This window comes from Bradyrhizobium diazoefficiens USDA 110 (assembly GCF_000011365.1).
Lineage (GTDB): Bacteria > Pseudomonadota > Alphaproteobacteria > Rhizobiales > Xanthobacteraceae > Bradyrhizobium > Bradyrhizobium diazoefficiens.
On record NC_004463.1, the window covers coordinates 208557 to 233771 of the forward strand.

26 protein-coding genes are annotated in these 25215 nt (G+C 65.5%); 13 read left to right on the top strand and 13 right to left on the bottom strand.

The genetic code is table 11. The features are described 5' to 3' along the window. Nucleotides 1-45: 45 nt before the first annotated feature. From BJA_RS01055 to BJA_RS01065, 3 genes are all read right to left on the bottom strand, one after another. Entirely contained in the window at nucleotides 46-945 is a 900-nt protein-coding gene (locus BJA_RS01055; RefSeq protein ID WP_011083045.1) for an EamA family transporter, read from the bottom strand. Nucleotides 946-1223: 278 nt separating this feature from the next. Continuing rightward, nucleotides 1224-1991, bottom strand: coding sequence for a bifunctional 2-polyprenyl-6-hydroxyphenol methylase/3-demethylubiquinol 3-O-methyltransferase UbiG (gene ubiG / locus BJA_RS01060; protein ID WP_038966657.1), 768 nt, complete (start codon nucleotides 1989-1991; stop codon nucleotides 1224-1226). Between the two features lie 14 nt (nucleotides 1992-2005). Further along, the gene (locus tag BJA_RS01065) at nucleotides 2006-2473 is read right to left on the bottom strand and encodes a PH domain-containing protein (RefSeq protein WP_011083047.1); all 468 of its coding nucleotides are present in this window, start codon (nucleotides 2471-2473) and stop codon (nucleotides 2006-2008) included. Nucleotides 2474-2648: 175 nt separating this feature from the next. Here BJA_RS01065 and BJA_RS01070 point away from each other — a divergent pair, with 175 nt between their 5' ends. The 5 genes from BJA_RS01070 to BJA_RS01090 all read left to right on the top strand — a co-directional run bounded on the left by BJA_RS01070 (nucleotide 2649) and on the right by BJA_RS01090 (nucleotide 9747). After that, nucleotides 2649-3905 carry an aspartate kinase gene (locus tag BJA_RS01070; RefSeq protein WP_011083048.1) on the top strand — a complete coding sequence of 419 codons (1257 nt, stop codon included), beginning with the start codon at nucleotides 2649-2651 and terminating at the stop codon, nucleotides 3903-3905. A 288-nt stretch (nucleotides 3906-4193) separates the two neighbouring features. After that, nucleotides 4194-6461 carry a phosphoenolpyruvate--protein phosphotransferase gene (ptsP, locus tag BJA_RS01075; protein ID WP_011083049.1) on the top strand — a complete coding sequence of 756 codons (2268 nt, stop codon included), beginning with the start codon at nucleotides 4194-4196 and terminating at the stop codon, nucleotides 6459-6461. 58 nt (nucleotides 6462-6519) lie between these two features. Continuing rightward, nucleotides 6520-7605: a peptide chain release factor 1 gene (gene prfA, locus BJA_RS01080; protein WP_011083050.1), complete on the top strand. Its 1086-nt coding sequence runs from the start codon at nucleotides 6520-6522 to the stop codon at nucleotides 7603-7605. After that, the gene (gene prmC / locus BJA_RS01085) at nucleotides 7602-8495 is read left to right on the top strand and encodes a peptide chain release factor N(5)-glutamine methyltransferase (protein WP_011083051.1); all 894 of its coding nucleotides are present in this window, start codon (nucleotides 7602-7604) and stop codon (nucleotides 8493-8495) included. The genes prfA and prmC overlap by 4 nt, the downstream gene beginning before the upstream one ends. A 463-nt stretch (nucleotides 8496-8958) precedes the next feature. After that, nucleotides 8959-9747, top strand: coding sequence for a DUF4167 domain-containing protein (locus BJA_RS01090; protein ID WP_011083052.1), 789 nt, complete (start codon nucleotides 8959-8961; stop codon nucleotides 9745-9747). A gap of 57 nt (nucleotides 9748-9804) precedes the next feature. Here BJA_RS01090 and BJA_RS01095 read toward each other — a convergent pair whose 3' ends face one another. After that, nucleotides 9805-10545: a methyltransferase domain-containing protein gene (locus tag BJA_RS01095; RefSeq protein ID WP_011083053.1), complete on the bottom strand. Its 741-nt coding sequence runs from the start codon at nucleotides 10543-10545 to the stop codon at nucleotides 9805-9807. Nucleotides 10546-10653: 108 nt separating this feature from the next. On the opposite strand from BJA_RS01095, the gene gloB reads away from it, so the two are divergent. Next, a complete protein-coding gene (gene gloB, locus BJA_RS01100) occupies nucleotides 10654-11421 on the top strand; it encodes a hydroxyacylglutathione hydrolase (protein WP_011083054.1) in 768 nt (255 codons plus the stop codon). Between the two features lie 23 nt (nucleotides 11422-11444). Beyond that, the gene (locus BJA_RS01105; RefSeq protein ID WP_011083055.1) at nucleotides 11445-11867 is read left to right on the top strand and encodes a cupin domain-containing protein; all 423 of its coding nucleotides are present in this window, start codon (nucleotides 11445-11447) and stop codon (nucleotides 11865-11867) included. 115 nt (nucleotides 11868-11982) lie between these two features. On the opposite strand, the gene BJA_RS01110 is transcribed toward BJA_RS01105, so the two are convergent. The 3 genes from BJA_RS01110 to BJA_RS01120 form a co-directional block, all read right to left on the bottom strand. Then, nucleotides 11983-12852: an aromatic amino acid exporter YddG gene (locus BJA_RS01110; RefSeq protein ID WP_011083056.1), complete on the bottom strand. Its 870-nt coding sequence runs from the start codon at nucleotides 12850-12852 to the stop codon at nucleotides 11983-11985. A 168-nt stretch (nucleotides 12853-13020) separates the two neighbouring features. Continuing rightward, nucleotides 13021-13746 carry an acetoacetyl-CoA reductase gene (gene phbB / locus BJA_RS01115; protein WP_011083057.1) on the bottom strand — a complete coding sequence of 242 codons (726 nt, stop codon included), beginning with the start codon at nucleotides 13744-13746 and terminating at the stop codon, nucleotides 13021-13023. A gap of 250 nt (nucleotides 13747-13996) precedes the next feature. Next, nucleotides 13997-15175, bottom strand: coding sequence for an acetyl-CoA C-acetyltransferase (locus tag BJA_RS01120; protein WP_028175239.1), 1179 nt, complete (start codon nucleotides 15173-15175; stop codon nucleotides 13997-13999). A gap of 305 nt (nucleotides 15176-15480) precedes the next feature. Between BJA_RS01120 and phaR the strand changes: the two genes are divergently transcribed. Together phaR and BJA_RS01130 are read left to right on the top strand one after the other, a co-directional pair. After that, nucleotides 15481-16074 carry a polyhydroxyalkanoate synthesis repressor PhaR gene (gene phaR, locus BJA_RS01125; protein WP_011083059.1) on the top strand — a complete coding sequence of 198 codons (594 nt, stop codon included), beginning with the start codon at nucleotides 15481-15483 and terminating at the stop codon, nucleotides 16072-16074. A gap of 217 nt (nucleotides 16075-16291) precedes the next feature. Then, entirely contained in the window at nucleotides 16292-16912 is a 621-nt protein-coding gene (locus BJA_RS01130; protein WP_038966671.1) for a class I SAM-dependent methyltransferase, read from the top strand. A 62-nt stretch (nucleotides 16913-16974) separates the two neighbouring features. Here BJA_RS01130 and BJA_RS01135 read toward each other — a convergent pair whose 3' ends face one another. After that, entirely contained in the window at nucleotides 16975-17862 is an 888-nt protein-coding gene (locus BJA_RS01135) for a branched-chain amino acid aminotransferase (RefSeq protein WP_038966658.1), read from the bottom strand. A 183-nt stretch (nucleotides 17863-18045) separates the two neighbouring features. On the opposite strand from BJA_RS01135, the gene BJA_RS01140 reads away from it, so the two are divergent. Then, nucleotides 18046-18981: an alpha/beta hydrolase gene (locus tag BJA_RS01140; protein ID WP_011083062.1), complete on the top strand. Its 936-nt coding sequence runs from the start codon at nucleotides 18046-18048 to the stop codon at nucleotides 18979-18981. Between the two features lie 9 nt (nucleotides 18982-18990). Here the strand turns inward: BJA_RS01140 and BJA_RS01145 are convergent, their stop codons facing one another. Next, on the bottom strand, nucleotides 18991-19239 hold the full coding sequence (locus BJA_RS01145) for a hypothetical protein (protein ID WP_011083063.1): 249 nt from the start codon (nucleotides 19237-19239) through the stop codon (nucleotides 18991-18993). 97 nt (nucleotides 19240-19336) lie between these two features. Between BJA_RS01145 and BJA_RS01150 the strand changes: the two genes are divergently transcribed. Further along, nucleotides 19337-19711, top strand: a complete 375-nt coding sequence (locus BJA_RS01150; RefSeq protein ID WP_038966659.1) for a hypothetical protein — start codon at nucleotides 19337-19339, stop codon at nucleotides 19709-19711. A gap of 66 nt (nucleotides 19712-19777) precedes the next feature. Here the strand turns inward: BJA_RS01150 and BJA_RS01155 are convergent, their stop codons facing one another. The 4 genes from BJA_RS01155 to BJA_RS01170 all read right to left on the bottom strand — a co-directional run bounded on the left by BJA_RS01155 (nucleotide 19778) and on the right by BJA_RS01170 (nucleotide 22677). Next, entirely contained in the window at nucleotides 19778-20338 is a 561-nt protein-coding gene (locus BJA_RS01155; RefSeq protein ID WP_028175243.1) for a carboxymuconolactone decarboxylase family protein, read from the bottom strand. 109 nt (nucleotides 20339-20447) lie between these two features. After that, entirely contained in the window at nucleotides 20448-21035 is a 588-nt protein-coding gene (locus tag BJA_RS01160; RefSeq protein ID WP_011083066.1) for a peroxidase-related enzyme, read from the bottom strand. Then, nucleotides 21032-21523 carry a CMD domain-containing protein gene (locus BJA_RS01165; protein WP_028175245.1) on the bottom strand — a complete coding sequence of 164 codons (492 nt, stop codon included), beginning with the start codon at nucleotides 21521-21523 and terminating at the stop codon, nucleotides 21032-21034. The genes BJA_RS01160 and BJA_RS01165 overlap by 4 nt, the downstream gene beginning before the upstream one ends. Beyond that, nucleotides 21520-22677: a PLP-dependent cysteine synthase family protein gene (locus BJA_RS01170; protein WP_063921657.1), complete on the bottom strand. Its 1158-nt coding sequence runs from the start codon at nucleotides 22675-22677 to the stop codon at nucleotides 21520-21522. Before BJA_RS01170 ends, BJA_RS01165 begins: the two co-directional genes overlap by 4 nt. Nucleotides 22678-22763: 86 nt before the next feature. On the opposite strand from BJA_RS01170, the gene BJA_RS01175 reads away from it, so the two are divergent. Together BJA_RS01175 and BJA_RS01180 are read left to right on the top strand one after the other, a co-directional pair. Further along, on the top strand, nucleotides 22764-23744 hold the full coding sequence (locus BJA_RS01175; RefSeq protein ID WP_011083069.1) for a LysR family transcriptional regulator: 981 nt from the start codon (nucleotides 22764-22766) through the stop codon (nucleotides 23742-23744). Then, on the top strand, nucleotides 23741-25201 hold the full coding sequence (locus BJA_RS01180; protein ID WP_011083070.1) for an NAD(P)-binding domain-containing protein: 1461 nt from the start codon (nucleotides 23741-23743) through the stop codon (nucleotides 25199-25201). Before BJA_RS01175 ends, BJA_RS01180 begins: the two co-directional genes overlap by 4 nt. The last annotated feature ends 14 nt before the right edge of the window (nucleotides 25202-25215 follow it).

Below are 25215 nucleotides of genomic sequence, written 5' to 3' on the forward strand. Positions count from 1 at the left end.
TGCGCTCCATAGTTCGCCCTTCGGGCGCCCCGGAATGACAGTCAACTACGCCCCCACCAACACCGCCACGCCGACCACGATCAGCGCGATGCCAAAGATCTCGCGTGGCGCGATCGGCTGCTTGAACGAGTAGTACGCCACGCCTTGTGCGAACAGCACCTCGATGAGGGCGAGCGTGCGGACATTCGCGGCCGCGGTCAGCGCGAACGCCAGGAACCAGAACTGCGAGGAGAAGGCGCCCATGAAGCCGGCGAACAGCGACGGCTTCCACAGGCCAAGGATCGCCTGCAGGATCTTGGGCGCGCGCCAAAGCAGGTAGATCGTCAGAATCAGAGTCTGCACGAACAGGCCCAGCACCAGCGTGAAGGACGCCGCCGTTACGAAAGACACGTTCGGCACCGTGATGATGGCGCCGCGGAAGCCGACCGCGGACAGCGCGAACGCCGCGGCCGCCACAAGCCCCAGAATGGTCGGCTTCAGCTCGGCAAAGCTTTTCTCGCCGCCGGGCCGCAGCGCCGTGATGACGACGCCGATTGTCGCAACCACGATCGCCAGTACCTTCAGCAAGGTGAGATGATCGCCGAGGAAGACGAAGCCGAAGATCGCGGTCTGGATCGCCTCGGTCTTGAGGTATGCCGTCGTCACCACGAAGGAGCGATCGTTCATCGCCAGCAGCATCAACCCGGTGCCGACGATCTGGCTGAGCGCACCGAGCAGCAGCCACGGCCAGAATACCGACGGCGGCATGCCGAGATGATCGCCTGTCGCGACCAGCACGACGCCAAGAAACAGCAGCGAGAACGGGAAGCCGAACAGGAAGCGGATATTGGTCGCACCCCACGTCCCCAGCGGCTTCGTCAGCGACCGCTGCATCGCATTGCGCGCGACCTGCCCGAGCGCGGCAATGATGGTGAAGGGAATCCAGAGGCTGGTGATGGTGAGCATGGGGGTGGGTGGGGATGGTGTGGCAGGAGAGGATTTGCGGCCAACCTGCCGCTAGCGCTCAAGCAGGTCAATCACAGGGATGTCATGGGTGCGATGCTCTCGCTACAAACGCCGATGTCGTCCCGGCGAAGGCCGGGACCCATAGCCACTGGATTTGGTTTGGCGAAGATTCGTGGTGACGAGCTCGCGCTGCAACTTCTCCCTGGGGGTATGGGTCCCGGCCTTCGCCGGGACGACACCGTGGGTGTGGATGCAGCTAGGCCGCCACGAACAGCCCCTCACACCATCCCTTCCGCCACCACCATGTAGTTCACGTCCATGTCGGAGGAGAGGGTCCACTTGTCGGCGAAGGGTGAGTAGACGACGCCGGTCTGCTCGGTGATGACGAGGCGGTTGTCGAGCAGGTATTTCGTCAGCTCGTCGGGGGTGACGAACTTGTTCCATTCGTGGGTGCCGCGCGGCAGCCAGCGCAGCACGTATTCGGCGCCGACGATGGCGAGAGCAAAGCTCTTCCAGTTCCGGTTCAGCGTCGAGACCACCATCAGCCCGTTGGGCTTGAGCATTGCGGCGCAGCGCTTCAGGAAGACGCCGACGTCGACGACGTGCTCGACCACCTCCATCGCCAGCACGATGTCGAAGCGCTCGCGCGGGTCGATCTCCTCGACCGTGGTGCAGCGGTAGTCAATCGCAAGATGGCTCTTGTCGGCGTGCAGTTTTGCGGCCGCAATATTGCTCTGCGAGGGATCGACGCCGATGACCTGGGCCCCTAGCCGCGACAGCGGCTCGCAAAGCAGGCCGGCGCCGCAACCGATGTCGAGCACGCGCAGGCCGCCGAGGCAGTTGAGGCTGCGCACGTTGCGCTCGAACTTGCGGCAGGCGGCGTCGCGGATATAGCCGAGCCGCAACGGGTTGATCCGGTGCAGCGGCGCCATCTTGCCCTTGGGGTCCCACCACTCCGCGGAGAGTTTCGAGAATTTCGCGATCTCGGCGGCGTCGACGGTCGAGCCCGGCTGGGCAGTTGCGGAAGTATTTTGCTGCATGCTCATGGTTACGCGCGGTCCTACCGCGTGGTGATCGAACTACGGAAGGCGAGCGGCGAGGCGATGGTCCTGATCGTCTCGATCCCCTCGCCGACACCGCGAATGGTCACGTCGCCGTAGTTGAGAATACGTCCAAGAATCGTCTGATCGACGTCGACGCTCTCGACCTTGTCCAGCGCCATCTCGAAGGTGCGGCGCTTGATGAACCCGGTCTTGTGCACAACCCTGAGGTTGGTGACGTCGGTCTCGGTGGTGAAGCGATGGAACCAGCCCTTCACGGTCCAGTACAGGGCGGCCAGCGCGACCAGGCCGGAGCCGAACAGGGACAGGATCATCACGCTGTAGATGTCGCTCTGCCGGGACAGGGCGAACAGGGCCAGGGCCACGATCCAGGCCACGATGGCCGGGAAATAGAAGATCCAGTGCGCATTGGTCGAATACAGCACCCGCTCGCCCGGTTGCAGGATCTCGTCGATGTAACGCGCCATGATCTCGGTTAACCCATTACCCCCAGGCCAGACTTCAAGCCAGACCTCGAGCCTGCCCCCGCAGGAACCCGCTTGCCCCCGGCCCCGCCGCTATGTATACGCGCGGTCGGTGTCCGCGAGGCCCGTCCAGTGCGGGTCACCATACTGATCCTTATGAGGGAATGCACGCGTCGTCATGAGCCGCCTCGTGATGAAATTCGGCGGCACATCCGTCGCCAACATCGAACGCATCCGCAACGTCGCACGCCATGTGAAGCGTGAGGTCGACGCCGGCCACGAAGTGGCCGTGGTCGTCTCGGCGATGTCGGGCAAAACCAACGAGCTGGTGGCCTGGTGCACCGAGGCCTCGCCGATGCACGATGCGCGCGAATACGACGCCGTCGTCGCCTCCGGCGAACAGGTGACCTCCGGCCTCCTCGCCATCGTGCTCCAGAGCATGGGCATCCAGGCCCGCTCCTGGCAGGGCTGGCAGATCCCGATCAAGACCAGCGACGCCCATGCCTCGGCCCGGATCGAGGACATCGACGGCAGCGAGATCATCAAGCGCTTTAGGGATCGCAAGGAAGTCGCCGTCATCGCCGGCTTCCAGGGCATCAACCCCGAGACCAACCGCATCACAACGCTCGGCCGCGGCGGCTCCGACACCTCGGCCGTGGCGGTCGCCGCCGCCGTCAAGGCCGACCGCTGCGACATCTACACCGACGTTGACGGGGTCTACACCACCGACCCGCGAATCGTGCCGAAGGCCAAGAGGCTCGGCAAGATCGCGTTCGAAGACATGCTGGAACTGGCCTCGCAGGGCGCGAAAGTGCTCCAGGTCCGCTCGGTGGAACTCGGCATGGTCCACAACATGCCGATCTTCGTCCGCTCGAGCTTCGACAAGCCCGAGGATATCGACCCGCATGCCAACCAGCCGCCCGGCACGCTGATCTGCAGCGAGGAGGAGATCATGGAAAGCCACGTCGTCACCGGCATCGCCTTTTCGAAGGACGAGGCCCAGATTTCGGTGCGCCAGATCGAGGACAAGCCGGGCGTCGCCGCGTCGATCTTCGGTCCGCTGGCGGATGCCAACATCAACGTCGACATGATCGTGCAGGGCGTCTCCGAGGACGGCAAGACCACCGACCTCACCTTCACGGTGCCGGCCGCGGACTTCACCCGCGCCAGGGATACGATTACCGCCGCCAAGGGCAAGATCGGCTATGCCCGGCTCGATACCGCCACCGACGTCGCCAAGATATCGGTAATCGGCAGCGGGATGCGCAGCCACGCCGGCGTCGCCGCCCAGGCGTTCTCGGCCCTCGCCGGACGGAATATCAACATCCGGGCCATTACAACCTCCGAGATCAAATTCTCGGTATTGATCGACACCGCCTATACCGAGCTTGCGGTGCGGACCCTGCATACGCTCTACGGCCTCGATCAGGCTTAGGCTAATTTTCTCTTAGCGGTCGCAGCAAACGCGAAGGTGTACACACCTTCGCGTCTGGCAGGCGTTTTGCTTGGCAAAACAAGCCCCAATTCGCTATACGGCGAACAGGGTGGGCTGCCACATACTGTGCCCCAGTTGAGGCGGTGCTGATTCGGCTCAGGCGCCAAATCTGAAGAAGATTTGGACCCGGGCCGGCGCCGGATGAGCAAATTCGTTGTTTTTCTGGATTTTCGGGCGAGCCGCCGGGACCCCCTTTCGGGCCCGGCTGACGGAGGAGACTGAGGGTACATGCGGAGCGCGTCGGGAGGTCCCCGCGTCTTGTTGAGACGGCTCCGCGAAACCATGGCGGAGCAGGTCTCGGCCCAGGAGCGGCTGGACAAGATCGTGGTGCTGATCGCCGCCAACATGGTGGCCGAGGTGTGCTCGGTCTATGTGCTGCGCATCGACAACACGCTCGAGCTCTACGCCACCGAAGGTCTGAACCGCGAGGCGGTGCACCATACCGTGCTCAGCGCCCATGAGGGCCTGGTCGGCCTCGTCGCCAGCGAGGCGACGCCGCTCAATCTGAACGACGCGCAGAGCCATCCGGCCTTCTCGTTCCGCCCGGAGACCGGCGAAGAGATCTACCACTCCTTCCTCGGCGTGCCGATCCTGCGCGCCGGCAACACGCTCGGCGTGCTGGTGGTGCAGAACCGCGCCAAGCGCACCTATGTCGAGGAAGAGCTCGAGGCGCTGCAGACCACCGCGATGGTGCTGGCCGAGCTGATCGCCTCCGGCGAACTGTCGGCGCTGGCCCAGCCCGGCCTCGAGCCGGCCGCGCGCCACTCCATGCAGAAGGTCGGCGCGATCCTGTCGGAAGGTATCGCGCTCGGCCATGTCGTGCTGCACGAGCCGCGCGTCGTCATCAAGGACTACATCGCCGAGGACCTGCCGAAGGAAATCAAGCGGCTGGACACCGCGCTCGCCAAGCTGCGCGCCGATCTCGACCGCATGCTGGAGCGCGGCGACGTCGCCGAGGGCGGCGAGCACCGCGAGGTGCTGGAAGCCTATCGCATGTTCGCCAATGACCAGGGCTGGTCGCACAAGCTGCACGAGGCGGTCGCCACCGGCCTCACCGCGGAAGCCGCCGTCGAGCGCGTGCAGTCCGACACCCGCGCGCGCATGCTGCGCTCGACCGATCCATACCTGCGCGACCGGCTGCATGACCTCGAGGATCTCGGCTACCGCCTGATGCGGCAGCTCGTCGGCCAGGACCACGCGCCGTCACGCGAACAATTGCCCGACAATGCCATCGTCATCGCCCGCGCGATGGGCCCGGCGGCGCTGCTCGACTACGACCGCAAGCGCCTGCGCGGCATCGTGCTGGAGGAAGGCACCGCCAACTCCCACGTCTCGATCGTGGCGCGCGCGCTCGGAATCCCTGCGGTCGGCGAAGTGCCGAACGCGCCCGGTATCGCCGATCCAGGCGACGCCATCATCGTCGACGGCACATCGGGCTCGATCTATGTGCGCCCCTCGCAGGAGATCGAGGCGGCCTTCGCCGAGCGCGTGCGCTTCCGTGCCCGCCGCCAGGCGCAGTACCTCGCGCTGCGCGACCGGCCCTGCGTCACCAAGGACGGCCAGAAGGTCGAGCTGATGATCAACGCAGGTCTCGCCATCGACCTGCCGCATATCGAGGACACCGGCAGCGCCGGCATCGGCCTGTTCCGCACCGAGCTGCAATTCATGGTCGGCCAGAGCCTGCCGCGCACCAGCGACCAGCTCGCGCTCTATCGCACCGTGCTGGATGCGGCGGGCACCAAGCCCGTCACCTTCCGCACCCTCGACATCGGCGGCGACAAGGCGCTGCCCTATATGGAAGCGGTGATCGAGGAGAATCCCGCGCTCGGCTGGCGCGCGATCCGGCTCGGGCTCGACCGTCCCGGCCTTTTGCGCGGCCAGATCCGCGCGCTGCTGCGCGCCGGCGGCGGCCGCGCGCTGCGCATCATGTTCCCGATGATCTCGGAGGTCGCCGAATTCGATGCGGCGAAGGCGCTGGTCGAGCGCGAGCTGACATATCTGCGCCAGCACGGCCACACGCTGCCGGAGCGGATCGACATCGGCACCATGGTCGAGGTGCCGGCGCTGCTGTATCAGCTCGACGAGCTCCTGAAGAAGGTCGATTTCATCTCGGTCGGCTCCAACGATCTGTTCCAGTTCCTGTTCGCGGTCGACCGCGGCAATGCCAAGGTCTCCGAGCGCTTCGACACCATGTCGGCGCCGATCCTGCGCGCGCTCCGCGACATTGCCCGCAAGTCCCATGCGGCGCAGAAGTCGCTGTCGCTCTGCGGCGAGATGGCCTCCAAGCCGATCGGCGCGCTGGCGCTGATCGCGATGGGCTATCGCTCGCTGTCGCTGTCGGCAACCGCGCTCGGCCCGGTCAAGGCGATGGTGATCGATCTCGATGCCAAGAAGGCCGAGGCGATGCTCGGCCCGTTGCTGGATGCGCCAAGCGGCAGCGTCTCGATCCGGCAGAAGCTGACGGAATTTGCCGAGGCCGAAGGCCTGGCCTTGTAGCGGGCCTGTCGCCCGCTTCCCGCCGCCTCGCCGCCTTCCGTCATTTGAGACTTACCCGATGTCGTCACTCCCCGAAGCCAAACTGGACGTCCTGCTCGCGCATCACGCTTCGCTCGAGGCCGAATCGCTGGGACAGCTCGCCTCCGAGCGCTACGTGCAGATCACGCGCGAGCTCGCCGAGATCACGCCGCTGATCGAGGCGGTCAAGACTTACCGGTCCGCGGTTAAAGAACTCGCCGACACCGAGGCGCTGATCGCCGATCCCGCGACGGATGCGGAGATGCGCGGCATGGCGGAAGCCGAGCGCGACGAGCTGGCGCCAAGGATCGAGGATCTCGTCCAGAAAATCCGCGTCGCGCTGCTGCCCAAGGACGCCATGGATGACCGCAACGTGGTGCTGGAAATCCGCGCCGGCACCGGCGGCGACGAGGCTTCGCTGTTCGCCGGCGACCTGTTCCGGATGTACGAGCGCTTCGCCAGCCTGCAGGGCTGGAAGGTCGAGGTCATCTCGGCGAGCGAAGGCACCGTCGGCGGCTACAAGGAAATCATCGCGGAGGTGCAGGGCCGCGGCGCGTTCTCGAAGCTAAAGTTCGAATCCGGCGTGCACCGCGTGCAGCGCGTGCCCGACACCGAGACGCAGGGGCGCATCCACACCTCGGCCGCGACGGTGGCGGTGCTGCCGGAGGTCGAGGATGTCGACGTCGACATCAAGAACGACGATCTGCGCATCGAGACCATGCGTGCGCAGGGCGCCGGCGGCCAGCACGTCAACAAGACCGAATCGGCGATCCGCATCACCCACATCCCGACCGGCATCGTGGTGATGATGCAGGACAGCCGCTCACAGCACAAGAACCGCGCCTCGGCGATGAACATCCTGCGCTCGCGCATCTACGACGCCGAGCGGCAACGCGTCGATGCGGCGCGCTCGGCCGAGCGCAAGGAAAAGGTCGGCTCCGGCGATCGCAGCGAGCGCATCCGCACCTATAATTTCCCGCAAGGGCGCGTCACCGACCACCGCATCAATCTAACGCTCTACAAGCTGCCGCAGGTGATCGCGGGCGAAGCGCTTGGCGAATTGATCGACGCGCTGACCACCGAGCACCAGGCCGCACAGCTCGCCGCGCAAGGCGCGGCGGCGTGACGCCCCGCGTGAGCGATCCCTTCACCGGACAATCGATCGAGAGCGCACGGCGTACACTGGCGGCGCGGCTGCGATCGGCGCAGCTCGAGGAAGCCGAGCTCGACGCCCGCATCCTGCTTGGTGCTGCGCTCGGCCTCGATCTCACCGGCCTGATTGCGCAGGCCGCCCGGCTTCTCACGGAGGCGGAGGCCTCGCGGATCGCGCAGCATGCGCAACGCCGGATCGCGGGCGAGCCGGTGGCGCGCATTCTCGGCACGCGCGAATTCTGGGGCCTGCCGTTCCGCCTGTCGGACGCAACCCTGGTCCCACGCCCCGACACAGAGACGGTGGTCGAGCGCGCGCTCGAGCTTTTCCGCGAGCAGAAGGCAACCCAGCAGCCACGCATCGCCGACATCGGCACCGGATCCGGCGCGATCCTGCTGGCGCTGCTGCACGATATCCCCGGCGCCTTCGGCGTCGGCACCGATCTCAGCCTGAACGCGCTCGAGACCGCCAGGGGCAATGCCGTGACCCTTGGCCTTGCCGACCGCTCCGCCTTCGTCGCCTGTTCCTATTTAGCGGCGCTCCGCGGCCCATTCGACCTCATCGTGTCGAATCCGCCCTATATCCCTTCTGCCGAAATTCCGAAATTGAGCCTCGAGGTGCGCGAGCACGATCCGCATCTGGCGCTCGACGGCGGCAACGACGGATATGACGCCTACCGCGCCCTGATCCCGCAGGCGGCCGAGCGTCTCGCGCCCGGCGGAGCGCTGATCGTCGAGGCCGGACAGGGCCAGGCCCGAAATATTGAAACCCTTTTGACGGCTGCGGCGTTGGTGGTGGACAGGCCGCCCAAGGCCGATTTGGCGGGTATCCCACGGGCCGTTTCGGCCCGAAAAATGCCCCCATAAAAGCCGGATTGGCCTGTAAAAACCACTTGGAATATCCCTTGGGAACGACTACCTTCTACTCAACACATCGGTGTCGGCCCCGTACACCTACGGGCGAAAGCCGGGCTCTCGGGCGAGAGCTTCACTGATTTTAGGTTCCAAGCCGCAGGTCCTGTTAAGCGCGATAGCCCATTGAGGTGCGCAGCTTTCCGACCGCAAAGTGAACGAAAGCCTGATATTGCGCGCGAAGACTAACGCAAGAAACCAGGGCTTGTTTTGGCAGGCAAAATGAATGGGTTCGCTGGCAATGAATGCTGGCGGGTGGGGAACGCGTCTTTGTTGAACGCGACGGTCGACGAACATTGGCAGGGTTCAAGCCGCCTCTTGCGCGCGGTGCGCGTGAGCGATGTGAACCGCTGTCATCAGGTCACTCCTAGCAATCGGTAATGCGTGCAACCTTTAGGGCTGGAATTAAAGGCAGGACATGAGAAACGGTCAGAACAAGCAGCGGATGCGCAACCGCAACAACAACAATAACAACAACCGGCGCGGCCAGAACCCGATGACCCGGGTCTACGAGTCCAACGGACCCGATATCAAGATCCGCGGCACGGCTTCGCACATCGCCGAAAAATATCTGCAGCTCGCGCGCGACGCGCGCTCCTCCGGCGACCCCGTTGCGGCCGAGAACTACTACCAGCACGCCGAGCACTATTTCCGCCTGATCGCGGCCGCCCAGGAGCAGTTCCGCCAGAACCAGCAGCCGCGCGGCGACGAGCCCATCAGCAGCAATAGCGACGACGGCGAAGACGACGGCGAGAATTTCTCGAATTTCGGCCAGGAGCCGGGCTTCGTCCCGCAGCCGCAACAGCAGCAGCCCTTCATGCGCGACCGCGACGGCCAGCGCGATCATCATCAGCGTGATCACCAGCAGCGTGACAACCAGCCGTCGTACCAGCGCGACAACCAGCAGCCGCGCGAGCACCGCGAACGCGACCATCGTCCGCAGCCGCAGCAATATCAGCCGCAGCCAATGCCGCCGAACCAGCCGCAGCCCGTCATCGCCGATGCCGGCAGCGTCGATCGCCTGCCCTCCTTCATCACCGGCGCACAGCCGCAAGTGAATGTCGGCGCGAACGGCGGCCAGGCTGGCTTCGAGGGCGGTGGTGGCGGCGAGCGCTTTCCGCGCCGGCGGCGCCGGCCGCATGGCCCGCGCCCCGAGCGCGAAGCCGCTCCGGCCGCGTCCAGCGACGATCTGGCGCCCGGCGAGTAAGCTCCTTCGGATTTTCTGATCTGCATCGTCCCGGCCTCGCGCCGGGACGATTTGTTTTCAGCTGCGCGTCACCGTCGAGGACGGCACCAGCACCGGCTTCAACGAGGGAATCAGCCGCGCCCGCTCGCGCTTGGCGGGGATCGCGCGATAGACCTGCTTGGTGGCCTCGACGATGTGCACGCCGGCGAAGGGTAGCGACAGCGCCGCGCCGGCACGCTCCCACATCTGCGCCGATTTCAGCACCCAGCCGCCGGCATAGGGCGGCATGAACAGCGCCTCGCCCCAGGCGGTCGGCGTGAACCAGGTCTGGCGCAACAGATCGGTGATCTGCGAGCGCGAATAGGGCCGGCCGTGGCCGAACGGCGTATTGTCGCTGCGCGTCCACACGCCGCGCCGGTTCGGGATCACCGCGATCACGCGGCCGGACGGCGACAGCACGCGCCACACCTCGCGCAGCAGCGCAGCCGGATCGTCCGACATCTCCAGCGCGTGGACCAGCAGGATGCGGTCGACCGCGGAATCGGGAAGCGGCAGCGAGAATTCATCCACCAGCGAGGCCAGCGCCGGCCGCCCCGTAGGCCATTTCAGGACGCCCTGGGCCGCCGGCATGAAGGCGAGGCAGCGCTCGGCGTCCTCCCGGAACAGTCCGAGATAGGGCGTGGGATAGCCGATGCCCAGCACACGCTGGCCCTCGGCGCGCGGCCAGCGCTCCCTGATGCCGCGATTGATCATTTGCCGCGCCACAATCCCGAGGCGACGGGAATAGAACTCGCGGAGGTCGACGACGTCGATGCTCATGACGGCAATGTAACATGCGCAAGGCCGCGGCTGCGCGCTGAATATTGCATTGCCTGCGCAACGTTAACGCCATATTTGTCTGGCGGGGCTGAGCGCGAAGGAGACGTCATGGCTGCCGAAATTCGTACTTTCAGCTGTTTAAACGACAATTTCGGTTACCTGATCCACGATGTGGAAACCAAGGCGACAGCGTCGATCGACGCGCCGGAGGCCGGCCCCATCCTGAAGGCGCTGGAGCGCGAGGGCTGGCAGCTCACCGACATCCTGATCACCCATCACCATGGCGATCATGTCGGCGGGGTCGCCGAACTCAAGCACAAATACAACTGCCGCGTCGTCGCGCCGCACGACAAGACCACTGCGATCGCCAACGTCGACCTGCGCGTCGCCAATGCCGACGTGGTCAAGGTCGGCAACCTGCTGGCGCGCGTCGTGGAGACGCCCGGCCACACGCTCGACCACATCTCCTACGTGTTCGACACCGAGAAGACCGTGTTCGCCGCCGACACGCTGTTTTCGATCGGCTGCGGCCGCGTCTTCGAGGGCACCTACCCGATGATGTGGGATTCGCTCTTGAAGCTGCGGGCCCTGCCCGACGATTTCAAGCTCTATTGCGGCCACGAATACACCGCCTCCAACGTCAAGTTCGCGCTCACCGTCGATCCCGACAATGCGGCGCTTCAGGCGCGCGCGGCGGAGGTGGCCAAGCTTCGCGCCGAGAACAAGCCCACGATCCCCTCACTGCTTGGTGACGAGAAGCGAGCAAACGTGTTCCTGCGTGCCGATGACCCCTCGGTCGCAGCCAGGCTACACATGAAGGGTGCGGATGCCGCCGCGGTGTTCGGCGAGTTGCGCGAGCGCAAGAACAAATCCTAAAGAACAAATCCTGACGGGGATCGATGCCGACCGCAGCCGAGATCATCGCGCGCCTTGAACTCCGACCGCATCCCGAAGGCGGGCACTATCGCGAGACGTTTCGCGACCAGACCACGGACGCCAACGGCCGTTCGCGCTCGACCCTCATTTACTTCCTGCTCGCGCGCGGCGAGCGTTCGCACTGGCACCGCATCGATGCGGTCGAGATCTGGCATTACTACGCCGGCAGCCCGCTGATGCTGCGCATCGCGCATGAGGGCTGCTCCCAGCACGAGGTCCGCCTCGGCACGGATCTCGTGAGCGGCGAACGACCGCAGGCCATCGTACCGGCCGATGCATGGCAGATGGCCGAGACAACAGGTGAGTGGACACTGGTCGGCTGCACCGTGGCACCCGCATTCGAGTTCGCGAAGTTCGAGCTCGCGCCGAAGGGCTGGGAGCCGTAGCTCCACACCGTCATTCCGGGGCGCCCCGCAAGCGGCAAACCCGGAATCTATCTCGCCACTATTGACGCCGATAAATGGATTCCGGGTTCGCACGTCGTGCGCCCCCGAATGACAATCATCGCTTCCGCAACACCATATCTTTCGCCGCGATCAGGCCGCCGCCGGCGATCAGGACCGCGGCGATGGCGATATTGGCACTGGCTTTTGCGAAGCCGGCGGCGATGAGGAAGCCGGTCGACAATAGCGGCGTCGCGTAGGAGGCGGCACCGAGCACGCGGATGTCGCCGCGCTTCATGCCGATGTCCCAGGCGTAGAACGCTGCCCCGACAGGCCCGATGCCGAGCCCAATCACGGAGATCCATTGCAGCGCCGTCTCCGGCCACACGGTGGTTTCGAGCGCGCCATGCATCAGCGCAGCGAGCAACGCCGTGGCGAGACAGAAGCCCGCGACCGCGTCGGTCGGCACCGCCTTCAATCGGCGCGACAGCACCGAATAGGTCGCCCACACGAAGGCGGCGATGAAGGCCGCGATCAATCCCGGCACCGCCCCCGGCGCGAAGCCGGAGGTATTGCCGGCGAACAGCAGCACGGTGCCGACGAGGCCGAGCACGGCACCGACGATGTGATGCACGGCCAGCCGCTCGCCCGGCAGGAAGGACGAGAACAGCACGATCAGCAGCGGCCAGAGATAGTTGAGCAGACCGGCTTCAGCCGGCGGCGCGAAGCGCAGTGCCAAAAAATACAGCGCGTGATAGCCGAACAGTCCGCCGACGCCGACGGTCCACACAGCCAGTGGCTGGCGCAGGCTTTTTGCCGCCTCGCCGCGGCCGATCCAGGTGAGCAGGCCGACGAGGCCGCCGATCGCAAACGTCATCGCGGCGAGCTGGAATGCCGGGATCTTTCCGGTCGCCACCGTCATCACTGACAGCAGCGACCACATCAGGATCGCGGTCAATCCGATCAGCGTCGCGGTGCGGGGAGTCATTTAAATCGCCTCGTCATTCCGGAGCGGCTCAAAGAGCAGAACCCGGAATCTCGAGATTCCGGGTTCGCCGCTATCGCGGGCCCCCGGAATGACAGTGCATGGACAAATGCCCGGGACAAGCCCGGGCATGACGACGTCGTCGATATCAGCCTGCGTGATGCCTACGCATCACACCATGTACTGGCCGCCGTTGACCGTCAGCGTCGAGCCGGTGATGGCGCCGGCTTCGTCGGCGGCGAGGAACACGACCGCGCGTGCGATTTCCTCGGGCTCCCCTAAGCGGCCGATCGGGATCAGCGGCAGGATGGACTTTTCCAGCACGTCCTTCGGCACCGCCTGCACCATCTCGGTGTTGATGTAGCCGGGGCAGATCGCGTTCACGGTGACGCCGCCCTTGGCGTTCTCCAGCGCCAAGGCCTTGGTGAAGCCGATCTCGCCGGCCTTCGCCGCGGAATAGTTCACCTGGCCGAACTGGCCCTTCTGGCCGTTGATCGAGGAGATGTTGATGATGCGGCCGAACTTGCGCCCGCGCATGCCTTCGATCACCTGGCGCGACATGTTGAACAGCGAGCCGAGATTGGTGCCGATCACGGCGTTCCATTGCTCGAGGCTCATCTTGTGGAAGGCGCCGTCCTTGGTGATCCCGGCATTGTTGACGAGCACGTCGATCGGGCCGACCTCGGCCTCGACCTTCTTCACGCCTTCGGCGCAGGCGTCGAAATTGCTGACGTCCCATTTGTAGACGGCGATGCCGGTCTCCGCCTTGAACTTCTCCGCCGCCGCATCGTTGCCGGCGTAGCTCGCCGCGACCTTGTAGCCGGCCGCCTTCAGCGCCTTGCCGATCGCAGCTCCGATGCCCCGCGTACCACCCGTCACCAATGCAACACGTGCCATATCGTATTCCTTCCCTTGGACTCTTCGGACGTTTCTGAGTGATCGTTTTTAGCTACGGATTATGCGGGACGTTTGACGGACATCAAGAACAAAACGCCCGGCGTGAGCCGGGCGTTTCTCTTTAGTCGAGGCTGAGGCGGTTGCGAAGAATATTTGATTTGCAACCGCTGCCTTTTTAGTCGCGTGCAACGCACTCACTTATGTGTGCAGCGCACGCGCATGGTCCAAATAAGCTGCGCGACAGCTAGATTCAGTCGCGCGCCAGACACATCGCGATACCCATGCCGCCGCCGATGCACAGCGTGGCAAGGCCCTTCTTGGAATCGCGCTTCTGCATCTCGTGCAGCAGCGTCACCAGTACGCGCGCGCCGGAGGCGCCGACCGGGTGGCCGATCGCGATCGCACCGCCATTGACGTTGACCTTGGAGGTGTCCCAGCCGAGGTCCTTGTTGACGGCGCAAGCCTGCGCCGCGAAGGCCTCGTTGGCCTCGATCAGGTCGAGGTCGCCGACGTTCCAGCCGGCCTTCTTCAGCGCGGCGCGCGAGGCCGGGATCGGGCCCGAGCCCATGATCTTCGGATCGACGCCGGCCTGGGCCCACGACACGATGCGCGCGAGCGGCTTCTTGCCTTCCTTGGCAGCCTGCTTGGCGGTCATCAGCACCACGGCGGCAGCGCCGTCATTGATGCCGGAAGCAGAGCCTGCGGTGACCGTGCCGTCCTTCTCGAAGGCGGGACGGAGCTTGGCCATCGCATCGAGCGTTGCGCCATGGCGCGGGTATTCGTCGGCGCTGACGACCACGTCGCCCTTGCGGGTCTTGATGGTGACGGGGACGATTTCGTCGTTGAACTTGCCGGCCTTCTGCGCGGCCTCGGCCTTCTGCTGCGAGGCGACCGCGAACTCGTCCTGCTGGGCGCGGGTGATCTGCCACTGGCGCGCAACGTTCTCGGCGGTGTTGCCCATGTGGTAGCCGTTAAAGGCATCCCACAGGCCGTCCTTGATCATGGTGTCGATGAATTCGAGCGCGCCCATCTTGACGCCGCCACGCAGATACTGGGCGTGCGGAGCCATGCTCATCGATTCCTGGCCGCCGGCGACCACGATCTCGGAATCGCCGTTGAGCAGCGCCTGGTAACCGAGTGCGACCGTGCGCAGACCCGAGCCACAGAGCTGGTTGACGCCCCAGGCCGGGCTCTCCACCGGAATGCCGGCGGCGATCGAGGCCTGGCGGGCCGGGTTCTGGCCCTGAGCGGCGGTCAGAATCTGGCCCATGATGACTTCGGAGACCCGGCCGGGCTCGATGCCACCACGCTCCAGCGCGGCCTTGATGGCGACGGCGCCGAGATCGTGGGCGGGAAGGGTCGCGAACGCTCCGTTGAAGCTTCCGACCGGGGTGCGGGCGGCGCTGACGATGACGACATCGTCTGACATGGGCATCTCCTGGGGTTGAATGGGGGCAGACGGGGCTGGGGAAACGGCTCGCCAGTCTCGGACGGCATCCTGTTAACGTCATTGCGGCATGTCAATCGGCCGGTGACCGAATTCATGCCGCAACGCATTCCAAATAGCGTTCTTGGCGCTTTCGCAAGCACGTTTTTGCTGCCCGATTAACCGTGGCGCACAAAACGGTAGCGTGACCCCTTTGAAAATGCTTATTTTGTTGCGTTGCGTACTCTTCCCGCCCTGCGGCATCGGCCGCCGGGTTCCCGTTCTCAGCGTCTTGCAAGTGAGAGCCCATGGCGAAATCAGACCAACCCACCACCATCAAGAAATACGCGAACCGCCGGCTCTATAACACCGGAACGAGCACCTATGTGACGCTGGAAGACCTCGCCGCCATGGTCAAGGATGGCGAAGATTTCCTGGTCTACGACGCCAAGACCGGCGACGACATCACCCGCTCGGTGCTGGCCCAGATCATCTTCGAGCAGGAGAACAAGGCCGGCCAGAACCTGCTGCCGACCACCTTCCTGCGCCAGCTCATCCGCTTCTACGGCGACAGCATGCAGATGGTGGTGCCGAAATATCTGGAACAGTCGATCGCGACGCTGACCCAGGAACAGGAGAAGTTCCGCAAGCAGATCGCCAATACGCTGTCCGGCACGCCCTTTGCGCCCCTGGAGGAGCAGGTCCGCCGCAACATGGAGCTGTTCCAGCAGACCTTCTCGATGTTCAAGCCTTTCGCCCCGCCGGCGCGCTCCTCCACCACCCCGGAGCCGGAGCCCGATGCGACCGCCGAGGCGCCGAAGGACAGCAACATCGACGATCTGCGCCAGCAGATGAAGGAAATGCAGGAACGCCTCGAGCGGATGTCGAAGAAGGAAGAGTAGGTCCTCTCGTTCGCCTCAGCGCGGCCGCCTGCCGCGGGCGTTTGCTTGGCGATTGTGCACCCGTCATTCCACAATGTCGTCCTGGCGAAAGCCAGGACCCATACCGCGCGATCTGTCGGTAGAGATCGATAGCAGTACCGAACGACGAATCATCGCCAAACTGCTTCCTGGGGTAATGGGTCCTGGCTTTCGCCAGGACGACGCTGGAGAAGCCGCCATGTCCGACCCAAGCGCGCATTGGAACAACGTCTACGCCACAAAGGGCGAGACCGAGGTCAGCTGGTTTCAGGAGAGCCCGGCGATCTCGCTCGACATGATCCGCTCCGCCAACGTGGATCGCGGCGCAGGCATCATCGATATCGGCGGCGGCGCTTCGCGGCTGGTGGACGCTCTCCTGCAGGACGGATACCGCAATCTCGCCGTGCTGGACCTGTCCGCCAATGCGCTCGACGCTGCGAAGCGGCGGATCGGCCCGGCGGCCGCGTCCGTCGACTGGATCGTCGCCGACGCCACGACGTGGCGGCCGGCGCGCAGCTACGAGGTCTGGCACGATCGTGCGGCGTTTCACTTCCTGACCGATCCGCGCGACAGGGCCGCCTACGTCGAGCGCCTGCGGTCGGCGGTTGCGGCCGGCGGCCACGTCATCATCGCCACCTTTGCGCTCGATGGTCCGGAGAAATGCAGCGGCCTGCCGGTGCAGCGCCACGACAGCAAGAGTCTTTCGACGGAGTTGGGGCCGGATTTCGAGCTGATCGAAACGCGCAGCGAGACTCATCACACGCCGTGGAAATCGACGCAGGCGTTTCAGTTCAGCCGGTTCCGGAGGCGCGGCTCTTGAGGCGTGGCACATGCCACACCTTCGGTGTCGTCCTGGCGAAAGCCAGGACGACGTCAGGAAGCCTACGCCGCCAGCTTCACCGCATGCGCAAAGTCCCAATAGAGCTTGCGCGCTTTTGTGTAGAGCGGGCCCGGCTTCAGCTCGCGCTCGTCGATGCGAATCACGGGCGCGACCTTGGCGAAATTGCCGGTTGAAAAAATCTCGTCGGCGGCGAGGAAGTCGGCATAGCGCAACGTCTTCTCGACCACGGTGACGCCGTCGGCGCGAAGCAGGCCGATGACGCGCTGGCGCGTGATGCCGTTGAGGAAGGTGCCGTTCGGCACCGGCGTGAACACCACGCCGTCCCTGGCCATGAACACGTTGGAATTGCCGAACTCGGCGACATTGCCGAGCATGTCGAGCATCAGCGCGTTCTGGAAGCCGCGGGAGGCGGCCTCCGCCAGCGCGCGCGAATTGTTGGGATAGAGGCAGGCCGCCTTGGCCTCGACCGGCGCGCATTCGGCAGTCGGCCTGCGGAACGGCGACAGCGTGATGGCGTTGCCGACGGGTTTGGGCATCGGCGCCTCGTAGATGCACAGGCACCAGTTGGTGGTCTCGGGGTCGAACAGCACGCCGCCGCCCGACCCGTTCTCCGCCCAGTACATCGGACGGATATACAGCTCGGCATTCGTCGCGAAGCGCGCGATGCCTTCGTTTGCGAGCGTGAGCCAGGTGCCGGGATCGACCACCGGCTTCAGGCCAAAATTGATCGCGGACTGATTGGCACGGGCGATGTGACGGTCGAGATCGGGTGCGACGCCCTCGAACGCGCGCGCGCCGTCGAACACGACCGAGCCGAGCCAGGCCGCATGCGTGCGCGGGCCCATGATCGGCACATTGCCGTCGTGCCATTTGCCCTCGAAGAAGGTCCAACTCGGCGAATATTCGATGGCTTTCTTGATCTCGGCCATGACCGGCCTCCCCTTGGCGTGATGCCGCAATATGGCACGACTATTGGGGGCAATTTCTAAATGATTCCCTGCGGGGAATGCCCCCCTCCCCTGGAGGGCCCCCTGGACGGAGGGTGAGCATCGCGGTGAAATAACATTGGGGAGCAAACCGGATATAATGCCGTCCACGTTACGGAGTCCTCCATGCCGCTCGATCCGCTCGCAAAGCGTTTGTTGACCATGATGGCTGCGGCCGGGCCGCAGGTGCGAAACCGGCCGAGCGTCGAGGCGCGGCGGCAGTCGCTGGCGAAACTGATGCAGTTCGCGCGCACTGACGCGCCTGACGTGACCGTCTCCGACGGCACGCTGCCCGGCCCCGGCGGAGAGCTTCCCTATCGGCTGTATTCGCCCGCAACCGCCGCTGAGCGCGCGCCGGGCTTCGTGTTCTTTCATGGCGGCGGGCTCGTCGCCGGCAGCGTCGCCACGCACGACCGCATCGCGGCGGCACTTGCGCATGCCACCGGCTGCCGCCTGGTCTCGGTCGATTACCGCCTCGCGCCGGAGCACAAATTTCCCGCCGCGGTGGACGATGCGATCGCCGCCACCGAATGGGTCGCACGCGAAGCGTCGTCCCTCGGCATCGACGCCGGACGCCTCGTGGTTGGCGGCGATTCCGCCGGCGCGACGCTCGCCGCGATCGTGTGCCAGGAAGCGCTGCAGAACGCCGGCCTCTCCATCGTCGCGCAATGCCTGATCTGCCCGGTGCTTGATTTCGAGGAGACCTCGCCTTCGCGCGAGGCGTTCGCCGAAGGCCACCTGATCGATCGCATCACGATCGAAGCCGATCTCGCCGACTATCTGCCCGGCGGCATCGATGCCGCCGATCCCCGCATCTCACCCCTGCGCGCCACACGCTTTGCGGGCCTGCCGACCGCAATCATCCATACCGCCGAGTTCGACCCGATGCGCGACGAAGGCAATGCCTATGCGCGCAAGCTTCTCGCCGCAGGCGTCACCGTCGAGCACGTCTGCCATGACGGCATGGTCCACAATTTCCACGCCATGGGCGCGATCCTGCCGCAGGCACAGCTCGTGCTGTCGCAGATCGGCGAACAGGTGCGGCGGGCGGTCGAGAAGTAAAAGCGCGAATCACACGCGCGCGTCCAGCACGGCCCTGGCTGCCGCAACATATTCGGGCCAATGCGCATCCGCATAGCGTTCGGCCTGCCGCGTGCAGGTGACATCGGGGGCATGCGCGGCCGCGATCGTGCGCGCGAAGCGCTCTTCGGCGACCGTCACGTCGCCAGGTTCGGCCGGCGGAACGGCGGCGGCCACGGCGGTCGGGGCGACAGCGAGGCCTGCCAGACCAGTGAGCAGGATGCGGCGTGACGTGTTCATGACTGTCGTCCCTCCATTGTCCGGCCTGCACTCTGGCCGGCGAGTATGTCAACGCGATCACCGCAGGGTACCCGCGCACATCCGCGCAGTCCATCGCTTGCGGACAGCGCTTGACCACAGGTGTGATCACGTTCCATCTAACAACAGTTCCGTCATCAAGTCGCCACGCGTCGGATCGTCACGTGCCCCGTCACAGCCCATCGCGAAGCCGACCGTACCGAACATCTATCTCGACCTGCGCACGACTTGCGCGACGATTCCCGCGGGCACGCTCGGGCTCGGCTTCGGCAACACCTCCCTGTCGGCCGCGTTCGAAGCCCTGGCGGTACGACAGGGCGCGACGCTGCCGAGCGGACTGCCTGCTGCGAAAAACGACAACCGCCTGTTCGGCATCACCGCGCAGATCGCATGGATGCCGAAACCGTCCTACCAGCTGACGCTGCGGACGCCGCTCTACACCGTGCGCAATTAGAGCATGATCCGGAAAAGTGTGCAGCGGTTTTCCGAAAAGATCATGCTCGAACAGAACAAGGCGCTTCTACTCCGGCACCGGCACGTCGAAGGTGTTGAGCGTGACCGAGACCATGCAATAGACGCCGACGAGATAGGACAGCTCGGCCGCGCCATGCTCGCCGAACTCCTTGACCGCGGCGCGCCAGGTCAGTTCCGGCAGCACGCCGCCGCTCACCAGCGCCGATGCGACGTCGTAGGCGACCGCCTCCTGCTTGGTCAGATCCACCGGCCGTTGCCCGGCCACGATGGTCGCGAGCTTCTCGTCGGAGAGGCCGCGCTGCTCGGCCACCAGCACATGAGCATAGAGCTCGTAGCCGGAGCGGAAATGCGAGCCGGTGACGAGGATCGCGACCTCGCGCACCGAGGCCGGCAGCAGCGGGTTCGACGCGATCGCCTTGACCAGCTCCCACACCGGCTTGCCGAAGCGCGGCTCGCGGACCCAGGGATTCCAGGGTCCGAGCAGCGCACCATCGTCGCGCATGTTCACAAAGCCCTTGAAGTGGTCCTTGATGCCGGCCCGCATGTCGTCATAGAGCGGCTTCTGTTCGTCGGTCAGATCTTTCGGATCGAGAATGGGAAGGCGCACGGCAGGATCTCCTCGTTGAGAAGCGGAGACCGTCGCCCGCATGTGCGCGCATCGCAAGTGAAGTTGCCGTGACGATCGTGCAATTTTGCAAATAACAGGGAGACGCCGGTTACGGCGCCTCCGGGCGCGCCAGCGGCTCGCCCAGCGTATGCATCAGCCGGTTGGCCCAGCCGAAGATCGCGGCCGACAGTACCAGGTCGAGCTGCTCGAGCTCGCTCAGCCCGGCCTCGCCGAGTGCACGCGCGTCATCTGCAGTAGCTTCGATCGGCGTCGTCGAGAGTTTTGTAGCGAAATTGAACAGTGCCTGCTGGCGCGCCTCCAGCGTGGCATCGCGCTCGTCGGCAAAGATTTCCTCGACGATGTCGTTGCGCCCGGAGTAGCTGATGAAGCGTGAGGCGTGCACGGCGGCGCAATAGATGCAGCGGTTGACGACCGAGGCACTCAGCGCGCCGAGCTCACGCTCGGCCGGGGACAAGCCGTCCTTGCCGTACATGATGAGGTTGAACAGCGGCGAGCGCACCGCGAGCGATTCAGGGTCATGCGCCAGCGTCAGCACGTAAGGCGAGACGCCCTTGTTGGAGGGCGTGACCTTCATCGCCGCGAGCTGCTCTGACGTCGCCGAGGCGAGCTCGACAGGCGTGACATAGGGCGACCAGGTCGGGATCGTGGCGGTGAAGTTGTGGACGACCTCGCTCATCGGGCTTCGACCTCTTTCAGGAGCCTGAGGCCGGCCAGGACCCGCAGCTGGTAGTTCACGAAGGCGGCAAGCTCGGACAGCCGCACGATATCGGCCTCGCTGACGCCGGCCGTCTTCAGCGCCGCAATGTCCTGTCGCGTCGCCTCGCGCGGCGACAGCGTCAGCAGGTCGGCATGGCGGGCCATGGCGTCGTGCAGGGAATCGCCACACAGGCCGCCGGGCCGTGCCAGGGCGGCCAGGTCGAGATCGCTCGCATGCGCCAGATAGGAGTCGTAATGCGCGGTCAGCGCCTCGTCGCCGACGTGCCGGCACATCCGCGCCGCGAGCGCCGCCCGCAAGCCGTGGCTCAGGCCGCCGGGCTCGCGCGGCAGCAGCACCGCGTCATGGGCGGCTTCGCTGAGGTGCAAAATCTCGGCGCGGGCGTTCAGAGCCTGGCCGAGCCGTGACGCCGCGCGCACGCCGGCAATGGTTTCGATCAGCGTGGTCAAGCAACACTCCGCGGGCTCTGTGGATTGACAACATCCTCGACGGCGAGCGCCAGCGGCTGCGCCGTATCCAGGAACGACGACAGGGCAATCTCGAACGGCGCTGGATCGAGGCCGCGTGCTTTCAGCCATGCGGGGTCATAGTAGGTCTGCCGATAGCGTTCGCCGGAATCGCAGATCAGCGTGACCAGCGATCCGGCTTGGCCGGCGCTGCGCATCTCCGAGGCAATGCGGCACAGCGCCAGGAAGTTGGTGCCGGTGGAGCCGCCGACGGATCGGCGCAGCCGGCGCGACAGTACATTCATCGCCGCAATCGTTGCGACGTCCGGGATTTTCATCATGCGGTCGACAACGCCAGGCACGAAGGACGGTTCGCAGCGCGGCCGGCCGACGCCCTCGATCAGCGAGGGCCGTTCGCAAACGTGGGAGCGGTCCTGCGTGCGGAAGCAATCGAAGAAGGCGGAATGCTCGACATCGGCGACGCACAGCCGCGTCGGATATTGGCGGTAGCGCAAGTAGCGTCCGATGGTGGCCGAGGTGCCGCCGGTGCCGGCGCCCATCGCGATCCAGTCCGGCAGCGGGCGCGGTTCGCCCTGCAATTGCGTGAAGATCGATTCGGCGATGTTGTTGTTGCCGCGCCAGTCGGTGGCGCGCTCGGCGAAGGTGAACTGGTCCATGTAGTGGCCGTTCAGGCGGGTGGCGAGCGCGGCGGCCTCAGCATACAGCGCGCGGCCGTCGTCGATCAGATGGCAATTGCCGCCATAATGCTCGATCGCAGCGATCTTCTCCGCCGACGTCGTGCGCGGCATCACGGCGTAGAAGGGCACGCCGATCATCTGCGCGAAATAGGCTTCCGACACCGCGGTCGATCCCGACGAGGCCTCGACCACGGGCGTGCCTTCGCGGATGTGGCCATTGCAGAGCGCGTAGAGGAACAGCGAGCGCGCCAGCCGATGCTTCAGGCTGCCGGTCGGGTGCGTGGACTCGTCCTTCAGATAGATATCGATGCCTGATAGCGCCGGCACGATCAGCCGGATCAGATGCGTGTCGGCCGTGCGGCATTGGTCGGCCTCGATCGCAGCTACAGCCTCGTCGACCCAGCCGCGCCGGTAGACCGGCCCGGCCGGATTGTGGTGGCGAAAGGGGGTTGGCTCCATCGGCATAACCTCATGCTCTCATAATACCTCTTGCACATCAAGAAATATTGTTCATTCTATATTCACATAATGCGGGCGACATGGCGATGAACCAGGACGTTATCGATATCCGCCTTCTCGAGGCCTTCGCCGCCGTGATGTCGGCCGGCAGCATCACCGGCGCAGCGCGGCTGCTCGGCCGATCGCAGCCGGTCGTGACGCGTCAGATCCAGGATCTCGAAGCTGACGTCGGCTATCTCCTGTTCACCCGGAACGGCCCGCGCATCAGCCCGACGCCAAAGGGCGTGCTGTTTCATGCCGAGGTCGAGCGGCTGCTGATGGGCTTGAAGCACATCCGCCAGCGCGCCAACGCGATCGGTGCGGGGGCGCTTCCCGTGCTCAGCCTGGCGGCAATCCCGGCGCTGGCGGCCGGCTTCGTCCCGGCCGCGCTCGCAGCGCTCGAACGCAAGTTGCTGCCAAGCCAGGTCCACGTGCAGGCGCTCTCGGCCGAGAACGTCGTGCAATCGGTGCTGTCGCAGTCGGTCGATTTCGGCCTTGCGAGCCTGCCGATCCAGCATCCCGGGCTCGACATGCAGTGGGTCTGCGAGGTGCCGTGCGTCGCGTGCCTCGCGATGGATCATCCGCTGGCAAAGAAGAAGGTCATTCGCCTGAGGGATCTTGCTGGCGTCCGGCTGCTGACGATGGCCAACCCCTACCGGCTTCGCCGCCGCGTGGAGGAGGCGCTGGAGCGTGAGGGTGTCGTGCCCGCTGAGGTCATCGACACCAACGCTTCGCTGACGGCGATCGCCATGGCCAAGCAGTCGCTCGGCATCGCCGTGGTCGAGCCGGTGCTGACCTCCAGCCTGCCGGTGGAGGGCGTCGTCACCCGGCCCCTGGACGTGTCCATTCCCTTCCTGTTCGCCGCGATTGCGCCGACCGGGCGCGAGCTGACGCCGACGGTTGCCGCGCTCAACGACGCACTGCGCGCCGCGGTCGCGCTGATGCCTGGCGCAAAACTGCATAGCGGCGCCGCCGCGCTGGCCGAGGCCGGCGACGAAACCAGTGAATTCGAGAAAGCTCCCTCATGACGACGATGACACCTGACGCGGCGGGCCTCGCGGCGCTTGAAGCGCGCCTGAAGCAGGATCTGGCCTGGCTCGAACTGCCGGCCAAATCGTGGGTGCCGCGCCGCGTCGTTGACGGCAAGAGCGTCGTCGACGTCGTCATCGTCGGCGCCGGCATGGCCGGCCTCGTCGCCTCCGCCATGCTCAGGCGTCTCGGCGTCGACAACCAGCTCGTGCTCGACCGTGCCCGCGCCGGCGAGGAAGGCCCCTGGGTTACGTTCGCCCGGATGCGGACGCTACGCTCGCCCAAGGAATTGACCGGACCTGCGATGGGCATGCCGGCGCTGACCTTCCGCGCCTTCTACGAGGCGCAATATGGCAGGCAGGCGTGGCAGGCGCTCGACCGCGCGCCGCGCACGATGTGGATGGATTACCTGATCTGGTACCGCAAGGTGCTGGACCTGCCGGTCCGCAACGGGGTTTCGGTCGAGCGAATCCACGCGCGCACCGATGAATTGTTCGCGCTCGACATCAGCGAGGGCGGCACGTCGCGACAGATTCTCGCGCGCCATGTCGTGCTGGCGACGGGCCGCGACGGCCTCGGCGGTGCTTACGTGCCGTCGCTCTGCGACGGCATCGACCGACGTTTCTGGGCGCATTCGTCCGCCCCTATCGACTTCGAGAGACTTCGCGGCAGGCGTGTTGCCGTCGTCGGCGCGGGCGCATCCGCGATGGACAACGCAGCGATGGCGCTGGAGGCGGGCGCAGCGCGGCTCGACCTATTCATTCGGCGCGCGGACATCCCGCGCGTCAACAAGTTCACCGGCATCGGCAGCCAGGGCGTCGTCCACGGCTTTGCCGGCCTGTCGGATGACTGGAAATGGCGTTTCCTCGATCACACGCTGAAGGCGCAGACGCCGCCGCCGCGTCAAAGCGTACTGCGGGTCTCCGCCTATCCGCAGGCGCATTTCCATCTCGCAAGCCCGATCGATGATCTCGCCGTCGCGGGAGACCATCTCACGGTAACGACGCCGAAGGGCCGCTACGCGACCGATTTCATCATCTTCGGCACGGGCTTCAAGGTCGACCTCGCGTTGCGCGACGAGCTCGCCGAGTTCGCGCCGCATATCCGGTTCTGGTGCGACCGCTTCCCGGCACCTGACGGCATGGACAATGCCGAGCTGGAGAACTCGCCAGACCTCGGCGACAGCTTCCAGTTCCTGGAGAAAGAGCCCGGCGCCTGCCCCATGTTGGCGCGGCTGCATTGCTTCAACTATCCGGCGACGCTGAGCCACGGAAAGCTCTCCGGCGATATCCCCGCGATCAGCGAAGGCGCCGACCGGCTCGCGCGCGGCATCGTCCGTCGCCTGTTCGTCGAGGATCGCGAGATTCATTTCGCCAACCTCAAGGCCTTCGCCACGCCGGAACTCGCCGGCGACGAATGGCAGGATGCCGACGTCACCCATCAACCCGCCGAATAGGCGCAACCGGACAG

Excerpts from the sequence above, each read along its gene's own strand:
- BJA_RS01070 (WP_011083048.1), top strand. The coding sequence starts at position 2,649 with ATGAGCCGCCTCGTGATGAAATTCGGCGGCACATCCGTCGCCAACATC.
- ptsP (WP_011083049.1), top strand. The coding sequence starts at position 4,194 with ATGCGGAGCGCGTCGGGAGGTCCCCGCGTCTTGTTGAGACGGCTCCGC.
- BJA_RS01160 (WP_011083066.1), bottom strand. The coding sequence starts at position 21,035 with ATGAGCGAGGTCGTCCACAACTTCACCGCCACGATCCCGACCTGGTCG.
- BJA_RS01110 (WP_011083056.1), bottom strand. The coding sequence starts at position 12,852 with ATGACTCCCCGCACCGCGACGCTGATCGGATTGACCGCGATCCTGATG.
- BJA_RS01105 (WP_011083055.1), top strand. The coding sequence starts at position 11,445 with ATGCCGACCGCAGCCGAGATCATCGCGCGCCTTGAACTCCGACCGCAT.
- prfA (WP_011083050.1), top strand. The coding sequence starts at position 6,520 with ATGTCGTCACTCCCCGAAGCCAAACTGGACGTCCTGCTCGCGCATCAC.
- BJA_RS01065 (WP_011083047.1), bottom strand. The coding sequence starts at position 2,473 with ATGGCGCGTTACATCGACGAGATCCTGCAACCGGGCGAGCGGGTGCTG.
- BJA_RS01095 (WP_011083053.1), bottom strand. The coding sequence starts at position 10,545 with ATGAGCATCGACGTCGTCGACCTCCGCGAGTTCTATTCCCGTCGCCTC.
- BJA_RS01135 (WP_038966658.1), bottom strand. The coding sequence starts at position 17,862 with ATGGCCGAGATCAAGAAAGCCATCGAATATTCGCCGAGTTGGACCTTC.
- BJA_RS01140 (WP_011083062.1), top strand. The coding sequence starts at position 18,046 with ATGCCGCTCGATCCGCTCGCAAAGCGTTTGTTGACCATGATGGCTGCG.
- BJA_RS01170 (WP_063921657.1), bottom strand. The coding sequence starts at position 22,677 with ATGGAGCCAACCCCCTTTCGCCACCACAATCCGGCCGGGCCGGTCTAC.
- BJA_RS01055 (WP_011083045.1), bottom strand. The coding sequence starts at position 945 with ATGCTCACCATCACCAGCCTCTGGATTCCCTTCACCATCATTGCCGCG.
- BJA_RS01175 (WP_011083069.1), top strand. The coding sequence starts at position 22,764 with ATGAACCAGGACGTTATCGATATCCGCCTTCTCGAGGCCTTCGCCGCC.
- gloB (WP_011083054.1), top strand. The coding sequence starts at position 10,654 with ATGGCTGCCGAAATTCGTACTTTCAGCTGTTTAAACGACAATTTCGGT.
- ubiG (WP_038966657.1), bottom strand. The coding sequence starts at position 1,991 with ATGAGCATGCAGCAAAATACTTCCGCAACTGCCCAGCCGGGCTCGACC.
- phaR (WP_011083059.1), top strand. The coding sequence starts at position 15,481 with ATGGCGAAATCAGACCAACCCACCACCATCAAGAAATACGCGAACCGC.
- BJA_RS01090 (WP_011083052.1), top strand. The coding sequence starts at position 8,959 with ATGAGAAACGGTCAGAACAAGCAGCGGATGCGCAACCGCAACAACAAC.
- BJA_RS01180 (WP_011083070.1), top strand. The coding sequence starts at position 23,741 with ATGACGACGATGACACCTGACGCGGCGGGCCTCGCGGCGCTTGAAGCG.
- BJA_RS01145 (WP_011083063.1), bottom strand. The coding sequence starts at position 19,239 with ATGAACACGTCACGCCGCATCCTGCTCACTGGTCTGGCAGGCCTCGCT.
- BJA_RS01130 (WP_038966671.1), top strand. The coding sequence starts at position 16,292 with ATGTCCGACCCAAGCGCGCATTGGAACAACGTCTACGCCACAAAGGGC.
- phbB (WP_011083057.1), bottom strand. The coding sequence starts at position 13,746 with ATGGCACGTGTTGCATTGGTGACGGGTGGTACGCGGGGCATCGGAGCT.
- BJA_RS01120 (WP_028175239.1), bottom strand. The coding sequence starts at position 15,175 with ATGTCAGACGATGTCGTCATCGTCAGCGCCGCCCGCACCCCGGTCGGA.